Source organism: Niallia sp. FSL M8-0099 (assembly GCF_038006945.1).
GTDB lineage: Bacteria > Bacillota > Bacilli > Bacillales > Cytobacillaceae > Niallia > Niallia circulans.
Map to the genome: position 1 here is coordinate 2,535,640 of NZ_JBBOWF010000001.1, position 21,179 is coordinate 2,556,818.

Below are 21,179 nucleotides of genomic sequence, written 5' to 3' on the forward strand. Positions count from 1 at the left end.
TATGTCTATTTTCATCCCTCTGTCCTTGTCCAATTGTGGATCTAGGCAGATTAAATTATGGTTTATGCACATTCAAACAAACTGGTGCAGTTCATTAAGATACTGCCCGACAAAAGCATTATAACAAATATTTCTCTATCCTGACTATGGGCAAATTACGTTTCCAACAAAATATCCGCAGAGTAAATCGAATGCATAACACCTTGCTCATCTTCAAGTAGCAAAACACCATCTTCTGTAATACCCTTTGCAAGTCCCGCTATGCTTCCATTCAGCGTATTAGCCGTCACTTTTTGTCCTAGACTCACCGAATAGCTTTCCCACAGAAGCTTGATTGGATAAAAACCTTTCTCTAAATAAAGCTGATATAATTTTTCCAGCTGCAGCATGATTCCTTGGATAAGTTCTGCCCGATCCCAGCTCTTTTGTGTTTCTAGATAAATAGAAGTGGCACTTGATTGGAGATCTTTCTCAAAGTCCTCAAGCTGCTGATTCACATTAATTCCTATTCCGATGATCAACGAATGAACTCTATCACTATCTGCTTGCATTTCTGTTAAGATGCCTGTTAGTTTTTTTCCATGCAATAAAAGATCATTTGGCCATTTAATATCTGCTTGCACCCCAGTTACTTCATGAATTCCTTGGACGACTGCAACAGCTGTCAGCAATGTCAGCTGCGGCGCTCTCATTATCGGTATGTTCGGTTTTAAAATAAGACTCATCCATATTCCCTTATATTTAGGTGATTGCCATTTTCTTTCTAACCGTCCTCTGCCCCCTAATTGCTCTTCTGCTATCACTAATGTTCCCTCTTCTGCTCCCTCCAGCGCAAGTTTCTGGGCAATAGTTTGAGTAGAATCCACCGAGTCTTCAAAATGAATATTTCTTCCCATGTACTTCGTATTTAAGCCAAAAAAAATTTTATCCGGCACTATTTTTTCTGGTGAACTGATAATTCGATAGCCTTTTTTGCGGACAGCTTCTAATATAAAGCCATCTTTTCGCAATGACTCAATATGTTTCCAAATGGCTGTTCGCGAACACCCTAAAAGTTCTGCTAGCGATTCACCAGATAAATATTGATCAGGGTTATTAGTAAAGGCTTCAATTAATCCTTTTCTTATATCTGATGACATTGTTTCAGCCACTCCTTTATTAATTGCTTGTCATTAGAAAGCTTTTCTTCTACGACATTCCTTTCCACTAAGGAGAGAACATCTTTTATCCACGGACCAGGTTTTTTTTCTGTCCAGCTTAATAGATCGTTTCCGCCAATTTTAAGTTCTTCCATTGATTTAATCGGCAGCTTCTCATACCTTTCTTCTAGATGAACAATATCTATGTTTACCTCGTTATTTTTTAAAAGTTGATACATTTTTTCCACACTAACCGCAACAGATAATGTAGCAAAATACAGCGCCTGATTAGACCAATTAGTCATCTGTTCTCTTTGCAGCATCCAATATATTAGCTTTTGAATAGTCTTTATTTGCTTGACCGATAACTTCCATGCTCGCAAAAACAATTCTATCTGGTGCTTCTCCTTCCTTCCTAGACATAAAAGTAAAACAGCCCATTTTTCTAGCAATTCAAGCTTGGTCAGCGGTAATTTTGCGAATTTAGAAATCCCTTTTTCTTCTGAGGATAGCATCGGTAAAATTTGATACATCTTAGTTTCTACCATAATTTCTAAAGCTTCCAAACACCATGGACCATGTAATAGTTTTTCAAATTCAGCGGTTATTCTCTCTACCGCTATTTTTGAAAGCAGCTGTCGATTATTTCTAATGCCATTCAGCGTTTCTGTCTCTAGGTGGAAGCCTAAAGTACTCACAAACCGAATTCCTCTCATTATTCTTAACGCGTCTTCTTGAAAACGTTCGTTCGGATTGCCAACTGTTTTAATTTCTTTCTTTTCTAAGGATTCTTTCCCATTGAAATAATCGATGACATGGCCGTTTTTATCCATTGCCATTGCATTAATGGTGAAATCACGGCGTTTTAGATCTTCTTTTAGCTCTCGTACAAAATATACTTGCTCTGGTCTGCGGTAATCTCGATATGTGGATTCTGTTCGAAAAGTTGTTATTTCATATGTATGTTGATCCCATATTACCATCACGGTTCCATGGGCAATCCCCACATCAATAGTGTGAGGAAAGATCGATTTAATTTCTTCCGGCGTTGCGGAAGAAGCGATATCGATATCATGAATTTGCTTATTTAATAAATGGTCGCGAACTGCTCCTCCTACAAAATATGCTTCATAACCCGCTTCCTCGATTTTATTAATAATCGGGAGAGCTTCTTTAAACGGATTTATCATTCATTTCACCAGTTTCTAAAATAGATTTATAAATCTCTATATATTGGTCAACGATGATATCGGCCTTAAAATAATCTCGTACTCTCGAAATCGAACGCTGTGAAAATTGGGCATGCTTTTTTTCATCCGTTAACAGCTTGATCGAATGCTCAGCAATATCTTCTATATCTCCAAGTTCACAAATATAGCCTGTCTCATTTGGAACAATTACCTCGGGAATACCGCCGACATTTGTTCCTATGACGGGAACCCCGCACGCCATCGCTTCTAATGCCACTAAACCGAAGCTTTCTTTTTCCGAAAGAAGCAGCATGAGATCACTTAAAGAATAGAGCTCCTCCAAATTCTCTTGTTTGCCAAGGAATAATACCTTTTGTCTTAATTGGAGCTCATCCACTAATTTGGTCACCTTCGACATTTCCGGTCCATCACCAACAAGCAATAGTTTTGCTGGAATCTGATTTGCGATTTGTTTGAATGCTTGTACAACATCCGTAACTCTTTTCACTCCTCTAAAATTAGAGACATGAATAACAACTTTTTCTGTATCGGAAATTGCCAGTTCTTTTTTCAAATGACTTGCGTCGACTTTACGATAAATTCGCTCATCAATAAAATTATAAACAGGGAGTATTTCTTTGTTTGGCTCAATTACTTCATGAGTTTGTGCGATTAATGAATTAGAAACTGCTGTTACTAGATCTGATTTTTCAATTCCAAAACGTATTCCCGCTGCAAGTGATGGATCATATCCTAGTACTGTTATATCCGTGCCATGAAGCGTTGTAACTATTTTGACGTCCCTGTTGCTCATCTGTTTTGCTAATATAGCACAAACAGCGTGTGGGATTGCATAGTGAACATGCAGCAAGTCTAACTCTTCTCGATTAATGACTTCTGCCATTTTGCTGCTTAATGCTAAATCGTATGGCGGATATTGAAAAACAGCATATTGATTTACTTCCACTTGATGGTAATAAATATTCGGATACATTTTATTTAAACGAAAAGGAATACTGGAAGAAATAAAGTGAATTTCGTGTCCTCTCTCAGCCAGCATCTTTCCTAATTCTGTTGCAATAACCCCTGATCCGCCAACTGTTGGATAACAGGTAATGCCGATTTTTAATTTTTTCATTTGTCTCCACCTAATAAATCTTGATTTAATAATATTGGCTTAGATTTTATAAATCCTTCTGCATAAATCACACCAACTTCTTTGCCAAACAGTTTTTCTCTTGCTTCTATTGTGTCAATATAACCATTTGTTAATGGGGTTTCCACACTGTTTTCACCTTTAACAAATTGACTTTGATAACAATTTAGACTAGCTTGCTTTTGCTCCATATAATCGCTAATATCAATAACAAAATCAGGTTTATGAAAACCATTTATCATATAATAGTATTGATTCTGTACTTTATGTGCTGATGTATTTCCAACCCGATAGTTTTTTATACCTGCTGAAAAGACTGCTTCCTTCACAATTCTGGTGCAATTTCCATGATCCGGATGTCTATCTTCCCAATAAGGGGAAAACACTAACTTTGGTTTGTATGTACGAATCACTTCCACTACTTTTTTTATAGCATTTTCTTCTAGATATAAACCTCGATCAGGAATCTGCAATGTAATCCTTTCAGCAATCCCCAAGACTTCTCCTGCCTTTTCCGCTTCTTGTTTACGTCTTTGTACTGTGCCATTTGAAGAAAGATTACTTTCTGTTAAATCACAAATTATAATCTTTCTCCCCTGTGCGGCATATTTTGCAATGGTTGCACCCATGCCGATTTCTACATCATCGGCATGAGCACCAAAAGCGAGTATATCTATTTCATCAGTTATCATTGAGTTTTTCTGTGAATTTTTTTGCCACTGGTTCTGTCTTTCCATGAACTATCTTTCTCCAATCTATGTCACCTTGCTCGAGTCCTCGAATTAATACTTCTCCAGTTCCCATATTTGTTGCTAGAGGAACAGAATAAACATCACATAAACGGATTAATGCTGTAACATCAGGTTCATGAGGCTGTGCTGTTAAAGGATCTCTAAAGAAAAAAACCATATCCATATCATTATTAGCAATATACGAGCCAATTTCTTGATCACCGCCGAGTGGTCCTGAATGAAAACGATGTACATCTAACCCTGTTGCTTCTTGAATTCTACCACCTGTTGTTCCAGTTGCGTATAAAGTATGCTTTGCAAATATATTTTTATAAGCAACAACAAAAGCAACCATGTCATTTTTCTTTTTATCATGAGCAATTAAAGCAATGTTCATCCTAATTCCACTCCTACTCCATAATATTTTCTAAACCGTATATCAATACATTTACCTTTAATACCTCTTCTACTGCAAATTTAACACCTGACATAAAGGAAGCCCGATTATAAGAATCATGTCTAATGGTTAATGACTCTCCATCTGATCCGAACATAACCTGTTGATGGGCAATTAAGCCTGGCAGACGTGTAGAGTGTATTCTCATTCCATCAAAATCTGCGCCTCTTGCTCCTGGAATGGTCTCTTTTTCGTCTGGATGACCTTGTTTTTTGCTTTCTCTTACTTCCGCAATAAGCTCGGCTGTTTTTACAGCAGTTCCAGATGGTGCATCTAGTTTTTGATCATGATGCATTTCCATAATTTCCACATCTGCAAAATAGCGTGCAGCCATTTTAGAGAATTTCATCATTAACACAGCACCCAAAGCAAAATTTGGCGCAATGATACAGCCGCGATTCATTTCTTCACATAATTTTTCTAATTCGGCTAAGTTTTCTTTAGTAAATCCGGTTGTTCCTACTACTGGTCTAACGCCATAGCTTAACGCTGTTTTAGCATGATGCATCCCGAACTCAGGCGTTGTTAAATCAATAAGTACATCCGGCTTTTCTGTTTGTAGACATTTTTCTATATCCGTATATACTGGTACATCATAAGAAGCAAAGCCTTCTATCTCTTTTAAGCTTTTCCCCTCATTCTTATGATCTAAAACTGCAACAAGTTCAAAATTCTCTGTTCTTCCCATTAAATAAACTGCTTCTTTTCCCATTCTGCCTCTAGGTCCTGCGATTACGATTTTTACTTTATTCAATGTCCTAACTCCTTAGTATGTATTTTGTCTTTATTGATCTTTTCTTGTCCAACGATCTTTATCCCGTGTATTAAATTTATGCATAACACGATTATGCGCTTCTTCTAAATCGATATTAAGTGAATTGGCTAAACAAGTTAACACGAACAGCATATCCCCCATTTCATCCGTAATTTCTTTCTCTGTTTCCGTTTCTTTTTTTGGTTTCTCTCCATAGTAATGGTTTACTTCTCTAGCCAGCTCTCCTAACTCTTCTGTCAGACGGGCAAGCATAGCCAGCGGACTGAAATAACCTTCTTTAAATTGTCCTATGTATTCATCTACTTCTCTTTGTATGTCCTTCACCGTTTTTTCCTGATTCAATATAAGCACCTCTAGTCAATAAGTAATCTTATCCAATTCCATGTTAGCTAATCTAAACCATTTTTACAAACATTTTTGACGATATTGATATAAGTACCTAAAAATGCTTGTCTTTATTTACCTAACATTCTTTTTTCTTGCTTATCTGCTAGATTGCCCAACTGCATGTGATTCGATATAATGGATACGCTAATAATAATGCATTTTGTCTAAGAAAGAAGGCGAGTCGATGTTTAAAAGTATTAAAGTTAAAAATATCTTGTTCATCCTTTTAGGATCTGCGATATTTTCCTTCGGTATTGTTCATTTCAATATGCAGAACAATTTAGCAGAAGGCGGTTTTACTGGTATTACGCTTTTATTATATGCATTATGGAATTGGGATCCTTCCATCACAAATTTACTGCTAAATATCCCTTTATTTTTTATTGGATGGAAGTTATTAGGAAGAAATGTTTTTATTTACACGATTATTGGAACCGTAGCAGTGTCTATTTTCCTCTGGTTTTTTCAGCTTCCAAAGATCGAGTTACATATTCCCCTCACTGAAGATTTGACTCTAGCTGCTTTATTTGCAGGAACATTCATTGGTGTCGGCTTAGGTATTATTTTCCGCTATGGAGGGACAACTGGCGGAGTTGATATTATAGCTAGATTAGGGTTTAAGTATTTCGGATGGAGTATGGGAAAAACCATGTTCTTTTTTGACTTTTGTGTCATTACGCTTTCGTTGATCACCTATCTATCATACAGAGAAGCAATGTATACATTGGTTGCTGTTTTTGTTGGGGCAAGAGTAATCGACTTTATTCAAGAAGGCGCATATGCAGCTAGAGGAGCAATGATCATTTCTGACGATAACGAAAAAATCGCTAATAAGATAATGAGTGGAATGGATCGTGGTGTTACTGTATTAAAAGGACATGGTTCTTTTACTAAACAAGATCGCGAAGTACTTTATTGTGTTGTCGCAAAAACAGAAATTGTTCGTTTAAAAAGCATCATTACAAGCATAGATCCACATGCATTTGTATCGGTTAGTGTCGTCCATGACGTAATGGGTGAAGGTTTCACTTTAGATGAATATAAACAGCCTCTCGAGAAATAAACTAAAAAATTGTATTCACTTTGCATTTAATGAAAGAAAATACTCGCAACGATGAATACAATTTTTTTGTTCTTACTATTGACTTAATAATCATTGCCAAAAATAGAATGATAGATCTCTCCTATTATCCCTTTCATTTGATGTACACCTAAATCAGTATTTGTCATAATTATCGCGCCTTTTTTTAATAATGGGTAAGCTACAAGCATGCTCTGAAACCCAATCCCCCATCCTAATGAAGAAATTTCCACCTCGTTATTAGAACTATCTAAAAACACGCTCAGTCCGATCCAATTTTTGTTCCCTTGCGGACTGATTATATCCTTAGCATTTTTTCTCGATAATCCTAATTGACTTCTACCTTCCAAAGCATTCATTAATTCCAATACTAAAATCGCTAAATCAGCGGGAGTAGTCCAAATACCACAGGCTGCTGGATAAGGATAAAAGGGGTAGTTTCCGTAGACAATCTGTCCTTTTTTATCATGACCAGAAGAAATATTTTCGACACCTCTTATATCAATACAGCTCTGATTCATATGTAAAGGCTGAAAGAGAAATTCTTTTAATACTATGTGAAAAGATTTCTGCAAAGTATCTTCAATCAGTTGTTGAATAATGCAAAAGCCAGCGTCCGAGTAATGAAATGCACTCATTGGTTCACAACTAATCTGTATTTTCTGCCGATTGAATACGGAAGTTCCTTCTAATATGTCTATCATAGGAGGAACCTCCTCGTTTTCTTTCCATTCACTAAAACTACCTTCTGGGTCAATAATACCTGATTGGTGACTCAAAAGATCTCTTAAAGTTACTTTTTTGCCTTTTATCTGTTTATTTGCTGTTAAATGCCAGGAGCTAAGTTTAACATTAACATCTTCATCTAAATCAAGCAGTCCAGTCTCTACTAGCTTTAAAACCAGCATAGCTGTCACAAACTTGCTTATAGAAGCAGAATGGAAGCGTGTCTGTTCATTAATTTTATCCGTTTCACCTGATTCCTTCATGCCATACTGTTTGATACAACTAAGTTTTCCATCTTGTATTACCGCTATGCTTAAACCAGCTATCTTATAATGATTCATTCGTTCTTTTACATTTAGATTTGTTAGTGCCATCCCAACTCCTCCTATTTTCTTTTAGGGCAATTATAGCATAAAAAAACGAACGTACGATCTATTTAGATTATAATTATCTCAAAGCCGAAGCTTCTCTCGCCGTCTATAAGAAATGATATTCTAGCTATTACCTTATTTTAAAGAGGAATGAATTTCACTAACCCGCTTATCCGTCGGCAGTAAATATGTCAATATTCCTAATAGCGGCAGCAGGCTACAAATAATCATAATTGCTTGCAAACTAAATGCGTCTCCAATAACACCAAAGATTACTCCACCAAGTGCCCCCATTCCAAATGCTAACCCTACAATTAAGCCAGACACAAGGCCAATCATACCTGGAAGCAGCTCTTGTGCATAAACAACGGTCACACTGAAACTAGACTGTAAAATAAAGCCGATGATAAATAATATAGGTCCTATTAGCCAAAACGGCATATGTGGGAGCAGTATAGCAAACGGTGCAGATCCGATTAAAGAAAAGAGAAGAATCGTTCTTTTCCCAAAGCGGTCTGCCAATGGTCCACCAAGAAAAGTCCCAATTACACCAGCAAGTAAAAACACAAAAACGAATATTTGCGCATTTTCAATACTTAAGCCAAACTTCTCTATTAAATAAAAGTGAAGGAAATTACTCATTCCCGCTCCATACCACGAACGTGCAAATACAAGGAAAATTAATAAACATATTGCCAGAATAATTTCTTTATTAACAACAAATTCCCGCTTTCCTTGTTGTTTCCTTTGTGGATTTCTAATATACAATTCTCTCTTATACCAAGTTGATACTTGAAATAATACAATCATGCCAATTGTAGCTAGAAGAGTAAACCAAATGGTTCCGAATTGACCTGTTCGTACAAAAATAAAAGCAGTAAATACAGGTGCTAATGACTGACCTGCATTTCCGCCCACTTGATAAATTGATTGGGCAAGCCCGCGTTTCGCTCCGGCTGCCATATAAGAAACACGAGATCCTTCTGGATGGAAGATAGCGGAACCAAATCCAATAAATAAAACGGATAATAAGACCAAGTAAAAATTTGGAGCGAGAGAAAGGCCCAGCATTCCGATTAAGCTTGAGAACATTGCAATCGGCAATAAATATGGTGCTGGCCTTTTATCTGCCAAAACACCAAACACAGGTTGTAAAATAGAGGATGTAATGTTTAATGCAAAGGCAATCCAACCAATTTGTGTATAATTTAATTCCATTGACTTTTGGATAACAGGAAATAAGGCAGGCACAACCGATTGCATACAATCATTCAAAAAATGTCCAAGACTTATCGCAAATAAAATCCGATAAATAGTCATCTCCTGCCGCTTTTTCCCTTGTACATATTCAGCAGTTTGCAAAAAAACCCTTCTTTCTTTTGTTTTCTTTTATGTAAATGGCATTGTTTATTATACACCTAGCATCTTTTAAAATCTATAATTTTCTAAAAACTCAAAATTCAAAGAACTTGATTCATCAAGATATTTCTCTCCCATAAAAAGTTCCGTGTAATACCACAAATCTTCTTTTTTGATGGAGAAAAAACCCAACCAATGATACGAAAGGCTTTCGTATCATTGGTTGGGTTTAGTTTCGACTGGATAAATTAAAGCCCAGCTTATTTTTAATTTCTATTCATCTCTTAACATTCCTGTATAAATCAACAGCAAACGAACTAGTTCGAGAACAGCAACTGCTGCCGCTGCCACATATGTTAATGCTGCTGCATTCAACACTTTTTTCGTTTCTCTTTCCTCATCGTTTCTTATAATCCCTAATGACACAACTTGATCCATCGCACGGTTAGATGCGTTAAATTCCACTGGAAGTGTAACAAATTGAAACAATACGCCGGCCGCCATTAAGATGATACCTAATAACATCATCTCTGGAAGTCTTGCAAACATTCCAATTAAGATAAATATCCACGATGCATTGCTTCCAAAATTAGCAACTGGAACTAATGTAGAACGAAAACGTAAGAAAGAGTATTCTTGCTGATCTTGGATAGCATGACCAACTTCATGTGCTGCAATAGCAGCAGCTGCTACTGAATGCCCATGATAGTTATCAGTAGATAAACGGACAACTTTAGAACGGGGATCATAATGGTCAGACAATACCCCTCTTGTTTCCTCGACAGATACATCATAAAGCCCATTAGAATCTAATATTCTTCTCGCTACCTCTCTACCGGACATATGGGAGGAAGAAGCTACTTTGGAATATTTTTTGTATGCACTCTTCACCTTCATTTGTGCCCAAATAGGGATGAGAATTATTAGAATAAAATATATAAAAATCATGTTTTTCCCCCTATTATTTCTTGTAGTATATTTTTATTGTAAGCAGGAAAAACACCAAAGTCAAATATTATCCCTTTTTTGTTTTTCTTTTTTCCGCTTTATCCCCGAGATATTTCCGCCAGCCAACGTAGGATAAAGTAAGGATAATAATACTTCCGGTCGAAATAATTACCCACCATAAAGAGGGATCTGCCTCATCTTCATAGAGTTGATTAAAAACATCCTGCAATTCACTTTCTAATTGGGTTACTTCCTCCAAATCGCCTTGTTGATTAAAAACTTGTAATCGATACGTATTCATAAACTCTACAAGGGAGTTTAATTCTTGAAATTGTGCGGCGGAAACATCCAGCTTAAGACTTGGATAAATAATTTGATATAACGATAGAAAAGAATCTAACTTTTCATCAAATTTTTCCTTATCATCTAAAAGGATAGCATCCTTCATCTCTCGATAGGTTGACATAACAGGTTCTTCCATCTGTGTCCATAAAGGTTGTTCACCTGATGAAACAGCATCAACCGCCAATCGAAATTTCGTTACCGAATTTATCCGTTCGTCATTTTTAATTGATTGATTAGTGATTGCCTCTACCGCTTCATCATGTGTACCAGTTAAAATCCTCCGTTCATCTACTGTAAATGGACTTCCATTTACACTAACTGAGCTAAACTGGTTCGAAAAATAATCAAGAATTTTTTTTGCATCCTCATAACGTTCTGATCGTACAAGCTGTAATACCTCATCTGAAAGCGTATCTAGTTCATCCAATTCCTTTGCAGGCGTTTTTTGGTCTGCATATACAGAAAAAGAAATAGGCAAAAGTAAAATCAATATCATTAACAACATAACCAATTTAGCCTTCATTCTTGTCCCTCCTCTATCTACTATTAAAAATGTATGATGAGTTGGACAAGGTTAGACTAAAAAAAATGCAATTCTATTGAATCCTCCATTGTAATTCCTCGCTCTTTTTATAGGCATAATAGGCAATCGATAGACTTAAAACACTGAGCCAGAAAGTAAAGTAGCCGATATTTGCCATATATTGATCTAATACACTATATTTAGGCATCATTTTAAACACATAATCTATCACATCATTATGCAATGTCCAAATCGCTACGAGAATAATATGCCCCCATTTAAAACGATAAAAAGGAATATATAATAATCCTTGAATGGCCATTGCCCCATGTGAAATAATGAGCATCCATGAATCAATGCCAATTTTTCCTGTTTCAAAATAAACAAGGAAGTTCATAACTACTGCCCATATACCATATTTAAATAATGTTACTACTGCCAGCGCTTCCATTAGCGGCCAGTTTTTTCTCCATAAAAACGCGATCAATACTAGCACAAAAAAAAGGCTTGCCGTTGGACTATCAGGTACAAACAATAAAAATTTCGCCGGTGTTTCCGCCAACTGATATCTATACCAATAATAGCCATAAACCGTTCCGAAGAGGTTAATAGCGAGTAATAGTCCAATAAAAGATCGATTACTTAATATCATGTAAATGCTTCTCACACTTTTTCTCCTTTTTCTATCTTTATCGTCCTATTTTACCATAGTTTATAAAGTATCGGAAAATCTATCGATATTAAAATAATCCCGCAAAGTCTATTATCAGCTTTACGGGACTAACTGCTTTTTCATTTATTTTGAAAGAACTTCAATTGATTTGTTAAGGTAATAAACATCTCTTTATCGCCATTGTCTAATGCCTCATCAATTAATTGGAGAAGTTTTTCTTTTTGGAATTTTTCTATACTCTTCACTAAAAATTGTTCTGCAATCATTTTATCTTTTTCGGTAATTTGCAGTTTTTTCGGCATAAATGGATTTTCAACTAACACAGCTGCATATTGATGAACTTGATTCGATGCATAAAAATTAAGCTGAATATAAATATCTTCATCACGATTAAGGCGGATATCATGAAAAGACTTTTCTGCATCTGTAGTCATCACATTTTCTTTATAAAATCTAAAAGGTACTTCATCTACACAATGCGTGGACATAATTAAACCTCTTGGACATTTCTCTGCATTTTCAACAAAATGGACTTTTTCCATCAATTGATCATGACTCATTAAATAATTTAAAATCCATACACATTCCCGTCTCTTCAATTGATAGTGATTCAAAAACCAACGAATGAAGTCTTTTTTCTCGTTGACAGATACAGGGGTTTTCATTTTGTAATTCCCTCCTCTGCTTGCAACAAATTTTTACTATCCAACCTGTTTTACCTGCGTCTAAGGAAATGACAATTCTCTTTGCACTTGATAAGCCTTTTGACAACGTTATTATTAAATCTGGTTCATCCAATAACTTTATTCGTTATCCGTAAGGCGTTGTAATATTTCAATATACTCTTCATTACTTGGATCTGTTTGTAAAAGCATATTAAAAATTTCGGCAGCATCCTTTCTTTTTCCTTCTTCTAAAAGAAAATATCCATAATCATATAGAAAATCTGGAAGTTCTTTAAAGAAAGTATATGCTAATTGATATTTGTTTAATGCCTCTGAATATTTTTCTATTCCATGAAATGCTTTAGCAGCATCCCAATGTAATTGAGGTTCTTCTATTTCTTGGTTATCCATCATCTCAATTAACTCTAGGACATCATCAAATCGATCTTGTGTTAAAAATAATTTATTTAATAAAAGAACTGCTTCTGTGTATTCAGGATCTATTGCAAGCGCTTCTCTAAAATGTTCCTCAGCCTTTTGCTCGTCACCACGTTTTAAAGCCAATTTACCACCATATAAGTACAAATCTTTATTAAACTCATCTTGCTTAATTCCCTCGATAACTGTATTATACGCTTCATTCAGCATTTCTTCCTGCTCATAGCTGCGAGCTAAATAGAGATATAAGGAATGGTAAGAAGGATCCAGTGCTTTTACCTCTTCAAACCGATTTATAGCAATTGTATATAATCCTGCTTGCGATGCAGTCAAAGCAAGATTAAAGAGCGTATTAATCTCGACTTTTTCCTCAAGCGCTTTTTCATAATAAGGAATAGCATCTTCAAATGCTCCCCCAGCACTTAGATTATCTGCAATTCTCCCATTTATATTTACGCCAGCGATATTTTCCTCTTTCGGTAACACCTTTTGGTAGGACTTAATCGCCTCGGTAATTTTTCCTTGTTCTGCATATAATTCACCTAACGCAAAATCGATAATTACTTCATCTGGTAAAATTTTTTGCGCTTCTTTTAGTTTTTGTTCGCTAACCTCATATAACCCATCCATTTGATAGAGATCAGCAAGCAATAGCAAAGCTTGAGGAAATGAAGGATCATTCGGGTTTAATTGTTCCAAATAAGAAATCGCGGCTTCTTCATTGCCTATTTCCATTTCTACTTCCGCAGCAAGAACAAGTAATTCCCCTTCTTCTGGGTAAGCTTCCAGTAAAACTAAGAATAAATCTTTAGCTTCCTCCAAAAAGCCTAACTGAAATAATTCTTCACCCAGCACAAACCTTTCTTCATTATTTCCCGATTTTAATACATCCTGGTAATATTTTAATGCTTTGTCTTGTTGACCGTCCTCTAATAAAGAAATAATTTCATTAACTCTTTCCATATAATAATCCTCTCTAATCCCCTTCTATACTGTCAGGAAGGAAGGTACTTTTACTTCCAGTAATTCACCAAATCCAGGGCGGTAAAACACTTTATCCCCCGCTCGAATACATTTGCCTTTGTGTATGGTCATTTGTATTCTATCATAATGATAATGAAACAAATCATTTTCTTCAATATTTATGATTGAATCATCCATAGCAAATAAATTATATGTTACTTCTCCACCTTGATACACATTTCCTTTAAATGGATATATCCCCATTTTCACTAAATCATGATAATCTATTGCTATTCCTTCATTTATCTCATGGGGAATAGAGGGTATTTTAACATCTCTCATTAAGATTGACCACATATTTTGTGCTATTTTCTTTTCTTGTGGATCTTTCGTTAAAAAAATCGGAACTAATGGAGCGTTATAGGGGAACAGGGCTTCTTTTATCCATCCCCAAGGTACTTGGTATAACGCTTTTATATCTTCTACCTCGATAAATATAACAGGGATTTTTTCTCTTTTGCATCCTCGTATAAAACTTGGTGATAGCAGTTTTAAAGGAATTTTCACTCCAGCAACATAATCAATCGCACAGTTTAACAAAGGATTCTTCATTTTTTTCACTTGTAACGGCAATTCCCTTTCTCTGTTAACCTCTAAATAAAACAGCAAGGTTGTACACCCTTTTTTAATTAAATTTTCTTCAATGTATTGTTTTTGTTGAGTATAGGAAAGAATTCGCGTGACGTGATTATCAAGCATAACTGTGGTGGGAGTCATCATATAAGGGGAACCATCCATTCGCATATATTGATAAGAGTGAAATGTATCTCTCATCAATTCCACCCTGTTATCCTCAATTAGAATGGAGGTCTTTTTTACTCGCTGCCTCTTTAATAAATGTATATTTTCGATGATATACTGCATCCTAAATCGCCACCTAGTCTTTTTAAGACAAGCTATGATTTAAAGTTTGCAAATATTCCTCCTGCATGATTTTAATCTTATTTATCGTCAGGAAAAAAATCGCCGATAAACATAATATGTTCATCGACGTCCTCTGTTATTATCCATTTGATAATGCATTGAGATGCTCGAAAAACGAAGGATAAGATACTGAAATTGCCTTAGCATTTTGAAGGATAAGTTCTCCTTCACAAATCTGTGCAGCAATCGCCAGCATCATACCGATACGATGATCTCCATGAGAATCCACTTTCGTTCCGATAAGCTTCTTCCCTCCCCGGATAATCATCCCATCCTCCGTTGCTTGTATATCCGCACCTAATTTCTTTAACTCGGTTACTACTGTATCAATTCTATTCGTTTCCTTCACCTTAAGCTCATGAGCATCCTTTATCACCGTTTCCCCTTCAGCCTGGGTAGCTAATAAAGCAATAATTGGAATTTCATCAATTAACTTCGGAATAATCTCGCCCTCAATCGTTGTTCCCTTTAAATCACTTGTAGACACGGTAATCGTTCCTGTAGGTTCAAATACATCGGTATCATTTTTATGAATCTCCATGCATGCTCCCATATTATGAAGAACATCTAAAATACCAGTCCTAGTAGGATTAAGACCGACATTATTTAATGAAATTTTACTGTTAGGAACGATGCAGCCAGCTACAAGGAAGAAGGCTGCAGACGAAATATCACCTGGGACATGAATATCAGTTCCAGAAAGCTTTTGAGCACCTTCTACAAAAATCTCCTTGTCTTTTCTGCTAATTTCGCCTCCAAATCGCTGAATCATTCTTTCGGTATGATCTCTAGTAGGTACAGGCTCTATTATTTTTGTAACTCCATCTGCATTCAGACCTGCAAATAAAATGGCTGATTTAACTTGAGCACTTGCTACTGGTAATCGATAGGTAATACTCTGTAAATTACCGCCTCGAACGGATAAAGGAGTATATTTTCCGTCTTCCCTGCCATCAATTTTTGCCCCCATTTCTCTTAGAGGAGCAACAACTCTTGTCATTGGCCGTTTGCCAATGGATGAATCACCAATTAGCGTACTATGAAATGGTAAACCGGATAATATTCCTGTTAGCAAGCGGATAGTTGTCCCTGAGTTCCCAACATCCAAAATATCTTTTGGCTCTTGTAATGCCTCCATTCCTTTTCCGTGTATTACCACTTCTTTTTCATTTTGTTCTATTAGTACACCTAGCTTCCGGAAACAAGCGATGGTACTTAAGCAGTCATCGCCTAATAGAAAATTTGTAACCGTTGTTTTCCCATTTGCTATCGATCCAAACATAATCGAGCGGTGAGAAATTGATTTGTCACCAGGGACTGCAATTTCTCCTTTTAAGCCTCGATTTTTTGTATTAAGTGTGATTAAGTCCAATAGCTTCACATCCTTCTATCCTATCGTAGTATCATAATTAGAATAGGCAGCGATACACTTCTGTGCTCTTATTCTATCTTCTTCGGTTTGAAAACTAATTGCCAGAATCCCGAATATCTCTTCTCTGGTTTCCATTATTCTAATATTCGTTATACTTATTTTTTCTTGAGCTAAATAACCTGTAATCTCAGATATAACCCCTGGATAATCCGGTACATCCACATATAAATCATAAAAAGCTGGGATTGCCCCTTTTTGATCTTGGGGCAAACCATCTCTTACCTTTTTCGCTCGGGAAAAATAGTCATATAATTCTTCGGCACGTTCATTTTCAATGAGAGTAAGGACTCTGTCCATTTCTTTTTTCCATTCATTCATTAACTCAATTAACACGTTTTTATTATGTATTAATATATCCCGCCACATAGAAGGGCTGCTAGAAGCGATTCTTGTAATGTCTCTAAATCCTCCGGCTGCTAACCTAGTTACTAGTTTATGCTTTTCACTAATCTGATCTGCTTGATGTACAAGTGATGCAGCAACTATATGCGGCATATGACTGATAGCCCCAGCTAACAAATCATGCTCTTCAGGAGAAATAACAAGAAATTTCGCATTTGTGCCTTGTAACCATTTTAATAAACACTGAACATGCTGATCCTCAATTTTTTCATGGGGAGTTAATAAATAAAAAGCATTTTCAAAAAGAAGTACTTTTGATGCTGAAACACCACTTTTATGGGAGCCAGCCATTGGATGTCCCCCAATAAAAGTAACGTTTTTATCTAATAGTACTTGTGACTTTTTTGTAATAACAGACTTAGTGCTTCCAACATCTGTGATTATAACTTTTTCTTTCAATTCTATTTTAGAAAGTATTTCGATGATTTTTTCTGTTTCTTTAACTGGTGTAGAAAGAATAATCAAATCAGCAGTTTTTGCACCTTCTTCAATCGTTGTTGAAAGATTATCAATAACCCCCATCATACTGGCTAATTTCAAATTATCCACGGAAATATCAAAACCTGTAATGATGCTTTCTGGGTGTTCTTTTTTTATACATAAAGCTAACGATCCACCTATAAGTCCTAAACCTATTATGAAGACGCGACCGTTCATTCTATCACCGCCTTCTATTCCCAATTGTTATTGCGCCACTTTCTTTTCAGCAAGAAACTGTTTCATTGCTTCAATCAAACCATCGTTTTCTTCTTTTGAGCCTATTGTAATTCGAACAGAGGTTGGATAATTCAATGGAACACCTGAACGGACAATATACCCTTTACTCATTAAGTATTGAAATACTTCATCCCCATCTATTTTGAAATCAACTAGCACAAAATTTGTTTGTGATGGGAAGTAGGATAAATTATTTTCCTCACAGAAACGATATAACTGTTCAAGACCTTCTCTATTTTTCTGACGACAAGATTCCACAAACTCTTGATCCTTTAGGGCTTCTTCTGTTGCAATCTGCCCTAATGTATTAACATTAAATGGTTCCCTTACCGGATCTAATGTGTTTAATAAGCTAGCATTGGCAACACCATATCCTACACGGAAACTTGCAAGACCATATATCTTTGAAAATGTTCGTAAAACGATTAGATTATTAAACTGTCGGGTAAGCGAAATAGCTTCATAATAATCTTCCGCCACTACATACTCGTAATACGCTTCATCAAGTACTACAAGCACATCCTCTGGAACTTTTTCTAGAAAAGCAAGTAAGTCCTTCTCATGAATATATGTACCGGTTGGATTATTTGGACTGCATAGCCAGACAACACTAGTATTATCATCAATAGCTTTAAGCATTGCAGGCAGATCATGTTCTGCTTTTTCTGTTAGAGGAACTTCTCGAACCTCTGCTCCATCAACGACTGCATTATGCTTATATTGCCCGAATGTATGACTAGCCATTACCGTATTTAAGCCTGGTCTTAACAAGGCTCTAGATATCATTAAAATAATTTCATCTGAACCATTTCCTAATACTAGCTCTTCTGGTTTAACCTTTAAAAACTCAGCTAATGCATAGCGGAGGTTTGTTGCATATCCATCGGGATACAATGCATAAGAGCCATCGACTTTTTTTAAAGCCTCTAATACTTTTGGAGAACTCCCAAATGGATTCTCATTAGATGCAAGCTTAACAATATGATTGAGATTAAATTGTTTTTTCACTTCTTCTATCGTTCTACCAGGTTGGTAAGCTTTCAACCCTAAAAGCTGCTGTTTCCATTTCATTATATTCACCTCAAGTTTATTGTTTTGTTAAATCTGGTCTTAATTGAATCGCTTTTTCTAAATAAGTATGCTGTATTTCATCCTGCGGCAGCTCCGTGTTCCAATGCATCATAATCCGAATACACTTTTCTAATGCAAAAGGAACAGCTATTTCTTTCATACACATGACTGGAACATATGTCCAATCTTCTTGCATACGAATAATTTTAGCTGGGAAAGCAGCATTTATATCATCTGTAACCGACAAAAATACGGATGCTACATCACATGCCTTTATCTTATTTGCGTTTATCATCTCTTTAAAAAGTCTTTCTGTCGCAGAGAGAATTTCTGCTTCGATATTGTTTTTAACCGTTATTGCTCCTCTAACGCCTCTAATCATCTACTTCCCACCTTTAAATAACCCTAATTCTTCTCTAATTACCTCTTCAGTCACTTCTACTAGAACAGGAAAACCTATTTCTTTCAAAAGGACAAAACGTATTGTTCCATTTATAGATTTCTTATCCTGTCTCATTCGATCAATTAAACGTTCTATTTCCAGATCACTTGGAATATCACAAGTATATCCTAGCTGTTTAAGCCACTTTATATACTCCTCCATCGAAAATACTATGTCGTATTCTCGTTTGCTTAATCTTAACGCAAATATCATTCCAATCACGACAGCTTCTCCATGAGTAAATTTTCCATACCCCATCTCTGCCTCAATTGCATGCCCTAATGTATGCCCAAAATTCAAAAAGGCGCGTACGCTTGTTTCTCTTTCATCTTTTTCAACAATCGCTTGTTTAACAAGAATACCTTTCTCAAGAATTTCAGACCAATAAGCTATTTTTACTTGTGATAAATCACTTATCTTGCTATGTAGTTCTTGATAAAAGGTTATATCACTAATTAACGCATGCTTGATTACCTCTCCAAACCCAGATCGAAGTTCTTGAAGCGGCAGCGTAGATAGAAACGTTGTATCATAAAAAACAGCTTCTGGCTGATTAAAAACACCAATCATGTTTTTACCCAAAGGATGGTTTATAGCCACTTTCCCGCCAACCGCACTATCATGAGCTAAAATAGTGGTTGGGATTTGAATAAAAGGAATTCCTCTCATAAAGGAAGCAGCTACATAGCCTGCTAAATCACCGACCGCTCCGCCACCTAATGCTAATACTAGCGATTTACGATCAAGGTGCTGTTCTAGCATATAGGTCAAACAAGCATAAAAAACATCGAAAGTTTTTGCCTTTTCTCCTGCTGGCACTATATAGCTAATGACAGGAAAGGAGGAAAGTTTCTTTTCTACCGTTTTCAGGTGCAACTTTTCAACTGACTCATCGGTAATAATTAAAACTTTTGTTACATCAACAAATTCCTTTTGCAGAAACGCTGAAAGCGCATCAATAACACGTTCTCCGATCCATACATCATATTGTTTCGACGTTGTTTGAATGGAAACAGTCTGCATTAGAATTCCCTCGCGTGTCTATTGTGCTCAGCAATATTAGCTGCAAGCCCTTCAAATCGATCAGCATAAAATTGATCGACAATAGCTGCAGCAAGCTCCCAAGCAACAGCATGCTCTGCTACTACGGATGCCGCTGGAACTGCACAACTATCACTGCGTTCAATGCTTGCTGTAAATTCTTCTTTTGTATCGATATCTACACTCTTTAATGGTTTATATAGGGTAGGAATTGGCTTCATAACGCCTCTTACAACAATTGGCATACCATTTGTCATTCCACCTTCTAAGCCGCCTAGACGGTTTGTTCTGCGAGAATAACCTTTTTCTTGATCCCATATGATCTCATCATGGACTTCACTTCCTGGCTTTCTAGCAGCTTCAAATCCTATCCCAATTTCTACTCCCTTAAATGCATTTATACTCATGATTGCAGCAGCAAGCTTCGCATCTAATTTACGGTCATAGTGTACATAACTTCCCACACCAATCGGCATACCTTCCACAATTACTTCTACTACACCGCCAATGGAATCGCCATTTGCTTTCGCTTCATCAATGGCATTCATCATTTTTAAGCCTGCTTCTTCATCTAAACAGCGAACAGGAGAATTTTCCGTAATTTCCTTAAGTTTTTCAATCGACTCATAATTAGTTATATTTGATTTTATACCACCAATTTCGACAACATGTGAGGCAACTTTAATCCCTAGTAAGTCAAGGAGCTTTTTCGCCACCGCCCCTGCTGCTACACGAACTGTCGTTTCACGGGCAGAAGATCTCTCTAATACATTTCTCATATCACGATGACCATATTTAATGGCGCCATTTAAATCTGCATGTCCTGGACGTGGACGACTTATTTTTCGTTTGATTTCGTTTGCTTCCGCTTCATCAATTGGATCCTGTCCCATAACTTTGGTCCAATGCTTCCAATCATTATTTTCTACAATCAATGAAACCGGTGAACCTAACGTATAGCCATGTCTAATACCGCCGCCAATTTCAACGGTATCGGTTTCTATTTGCATTCTTCTTCCTCTGCCATGCCCCTTTTGCCTTCTAGCTAACTCCTTATTTATATCTTCAGCTAATAAAGGCATTCCAGCCGGAAGTCCTTCGATAATTGTAATTAATTTGGGACCATGTGACTCCCCAGATGTTAAATATCTCATAATGAATCC

Annotated in this window: 22 protein-coding genes; 1 reads left to right on the forward strand and 21 read right to left on the reverse strand. The window is 36.3% G+C overall.

The features are described from left to right. Nucleotides 1-155: 155 nt before the first annotated feature. From NSQ92_RS12540 to NSQ92_RS12570, 7 genes are read right to left on the reverse strand one after another with little or no spacing between them, the layout of a single operon-like run. Nucleotides 156-1,139: a biotin--[acetyl-CoA-carboxylase] ligase gene (locus tag NSQ92_RS12540; RefSeq protein ID WP_095322309.1), complete on the reverse strand. Its 984-nt coding sequence runs from the start codon at nt 1,137-1,139 to the stop codon at nt 156-158. Then, a complete protein-coding gene (locus tag NSQ92_RS12545; protein ID WP_095322310.1) occupies nt 1,124-2,329 on the reverse strand; it encodes a CCA tRNA nucleotidyltransferase in 1,206 nt (401 codons plus the stop codon). Before NSQ92_RS12545 ends, NSQ92_RS12540 begins: the two co-directional genes overlap by 16 nt. Beyond that, complete coding sequence (bshA, locus tag NSQ92_RS12550) at nt 2,313-3,467, reverse strand: N-acetyl-alpha-D-glucosaminyl L-malate synthase BshA (RefSeq protein WP_095259092.1); 1,155 nt, start codon at nt 3,465-3,467, stop codon at nt 2,313-2,315. The genes NSQ92_RS12545 and bshA overlap by 17 nt, the downstream gene beginning before the upstream one ends. After that, the gene (gene bshB1, locus NSQ92_RS12555) at nt 3,464-4,177 is read right to left on the reverse strand and encodes a bacillithiol biosynthesis deacetylase BshB1 (RefSeq protein ID WP_047940688.1); all 714 of its coding nucleotides are present in this window, start codon (nt 4,175-4,177) and stop codon (nt 3,464-3,466) included. Before bshB1 ends, bshA begins: the two co-directional genes overlap by 4 nt. Then, nucleotides 4,167-4,613 (reverse strand): methylglyoxal synthase, encoded by a 447-nt coding sequence (gene mgsA, locus NSQ92_RS12560; RefSeq protein WP_047940383.1) that lies wholly within the window; start codon nt 4,611-4,613, stop codon nt 4,167-4,169. Before mgsA ends, bshB1 begins: the two co-directional genes overlap by 11 nt. A 13-nt stretch (nt 4,614-4,626) precedes the next feature. Then, nucleotides 4,627-5,427 carry a 4-hydroxy-tetrahydrodipicolinate reductase gene (gene dapB / locus NSQ92_RS12565; RefSeq protein WP_047940382.1) on the reverse strand — a complete coding sequence of 267 codons (801 nt, stop codon included), beginning with the start codon at nt 5,425-5,427 and terminating at the stop codon, nt 4,627-4,629. A 30-nt stretch (nt 5,428-5,457) separates the two neighbouring features. Beyond that, the gene (locus tag NSQ92_RS12570; protein WP_047940381.1) at nt 5,458-5,790 is read right to left on the reverse strand and encodes a nucleotide pyrophosphohydrolase; all 333 of its coding nucleotides are present in this window, start codon (nt 5,788-5,790) and stop codon (nt 5,458-5,460) included. Between the two features lie 229 nt (nt 5,791-6,019). Here NSQ92_RS12570 and NSQ92_RS12575 point away from each other — a divergent pair, with 229 nt between their 5' ends. Further along, a complete protein-coding gene (locus tag NSQ92_RS12575) occupies nt 6,020-6,898 on the forward strand; it encodes a YitT family protein (protein WP_047940380.1) in 879 nt (292 codons plus the stop codon). 83 nt (nt 6,899-6,981) lie between these two features. On the opposite strand, the gene NSQ92_RS12580 is transcribed toward NSQ92_RS12575, so the two are convergent. The 14 genes from NSQ92_RS12580 to aroC form a co-directional block, all read right to left on the reverse strand. After that, nucleotides 6,982-8,016, reverse strand: a complete 1,035-nt coding sequence (locus NSQ92_RS12580; RefSeq protein ID WP_047940379.1) for a serine hydrolase domain-containing protein — start codon at nt 8,014-8,016, stop codon at nt 6,982-6,984. Between the two features lie 132 nt (nt 8,017-8,148). Continuing rightward, a complete protein-coding gene (locus tag NSQ92_RS12585) occupies nt 8,149-9,333 on the reverse strand; it encodes an MFS transporter (RefSeq protein ID WP_144544932.1) in 1,185 nt (394 codons plus the stop codon). Nucleotides 9,334-9,645: 312 nt separating this feature from the next. Then, on the reverse strand, nt 9,646-10,320 hold the full coding sequence (locus NSQ92_RS12590; RefSeq protein ID WP_047940378.1) for a zinc metallopeptidase: 675 nt from the start codon (nt 10,318-10,320) through the stop codon (nt 9,646-9,648). 67 nt (nt 10,321-10,387) lie between these two features. Further along, entirely contained in the window at nt 10,388-11,188 is an 801-nt protein-coding gene (gene ypjB, locus NSQ92_RS12595) for a sporulation protein YpjB (protein WP_047940377.1), read from the reverse strand. 73 nt (nt 11,189-11,261) lie between these two features. Beyond that, nucleotides 11,262-11,855, reverse strand: a complete 594-nt coding sequence (locus NSQ92_RS12600) for a DUF1405 domain-containing protein (RefSeq protein WP_047940376.1) — start codon at nt 11,853-11,855, stop codon at nt 11,262-11,264. A gap of 125 nt (nt 11,856-11,980) precedes the next feature. Continuing rightward, nucleotides 11,981-12,526, reverse strand: a complete 546-nt coding sequence (locus NSQ92_RS12605; RefSeq protein ID WP_047940375.1) for a ReoY family proteolytic degradation factor — start codon at nt 12,524-12,526, stop codon at nt 11,981-11,983. Between the two features lie 138 nt (nt 12,527-12,664). Continuing rightward, nucleotides 12,665-13,927 carry a tetratricopeptide repeat protein gene (locus NSQ92_RS12610; protein ID WP_047940374.1) on the reverse strand — a complete coding sequence of 421 codons (1,263 nt, stop codon included), beginning with the start codon at nt 13,925-13,927 and terminating at the stop codon, nt 12,665-12,667. A gap of 24 nt (nt 13,928-13,951) precedes the next feature. Further along, the gene (locus NSQ92_RS12615) at nt 13,952-14,851 is read right to left on the reverse strand and encodes a hypothetical protein (protein ID WP_047940373.1); all 900 of its coding nucleotides are present in this window, start codon (nt 14,849-14,851) and stop codon (nt 13,952-13,954) included. A gap of 139 nt (nt 14,852-14,990) precedes the next feature. Beyond that, nucleotides 14,991-16,283, reverse strand: coding sequence for a 3-phosphoshikimate 1-carboxyvinyltransferase (gene aroA / locus NSQ92_RS12620; protein WP_047940372.1), 1,293 nt, complete (start codon nt 16,281-16,283; stop codon nt 14,991-14,993). A gap of 15 nt (nt 16,284-16,298) precedes the next feature. Continuing rightward, a complete protein-coding gene (locus NSQ92_RS12625) occupies nt 16,299-17,402 on the reverse strand; it encodes a prephenate dehydrogenase (protein WP_047940371.1) in 1,104 nt (367 codons plus the stop codon). A gap of 27 nt (nt 17,403-17,429) precedes the next feature. Continuing rightward, nucleotides 17,430-18,533: a histidinol-phosphate transaminase gene (gene hisC / locus NSQ92_RS12630; RefSeq protein WP_341152826.1), complete on the reverse strand. Its 1,104-nt coding sequence runs from the start codon at nt 18,531-18,533 to the stop codon at nt 17,430-17,432. 16 nt (nt 18,534-18,549) lie between these two features. Next, nucleotides 18,550-18,915 carry a chorismate mutase gene (gene aroH, locus NSQ92_RS12635; protein ID WP_047940369.1) on the reverse strand — a complete coding sequence of 122 codons (366 nt, stop codon included), beginning with the start codon at nt 18,913-18,915 and terminating at the stop codon, nt 18,550-18,552. Then, nucleotides 18,916-19,998: a 3-dehydroquinate synthase gene (gene aroB, locus NSQ92_RS12640; RefSeq protein WP_095320628.1), complete on the reverse strand. Its 1,083-nt coding sequence runs from the start codon at nt 19,996-19,998 to the stop codon at nt 18,916-18,918. Next, complete coding sequence (gene aroC, locus NSQ92_RS12645) at nt 19,998-21,170, reverse strand: chorismate synthase (RefSeq protein WP_047940366.1); 1,173 nt, start codon at nt 21,168-21,170, stop codon at nt 19,998-20,000. Before aroC ends, aroB begins: the two co-directional genes overlap by 1 nt. Nucleotides 21,171-21,179 lie beyond the last annotated feature (9 nt).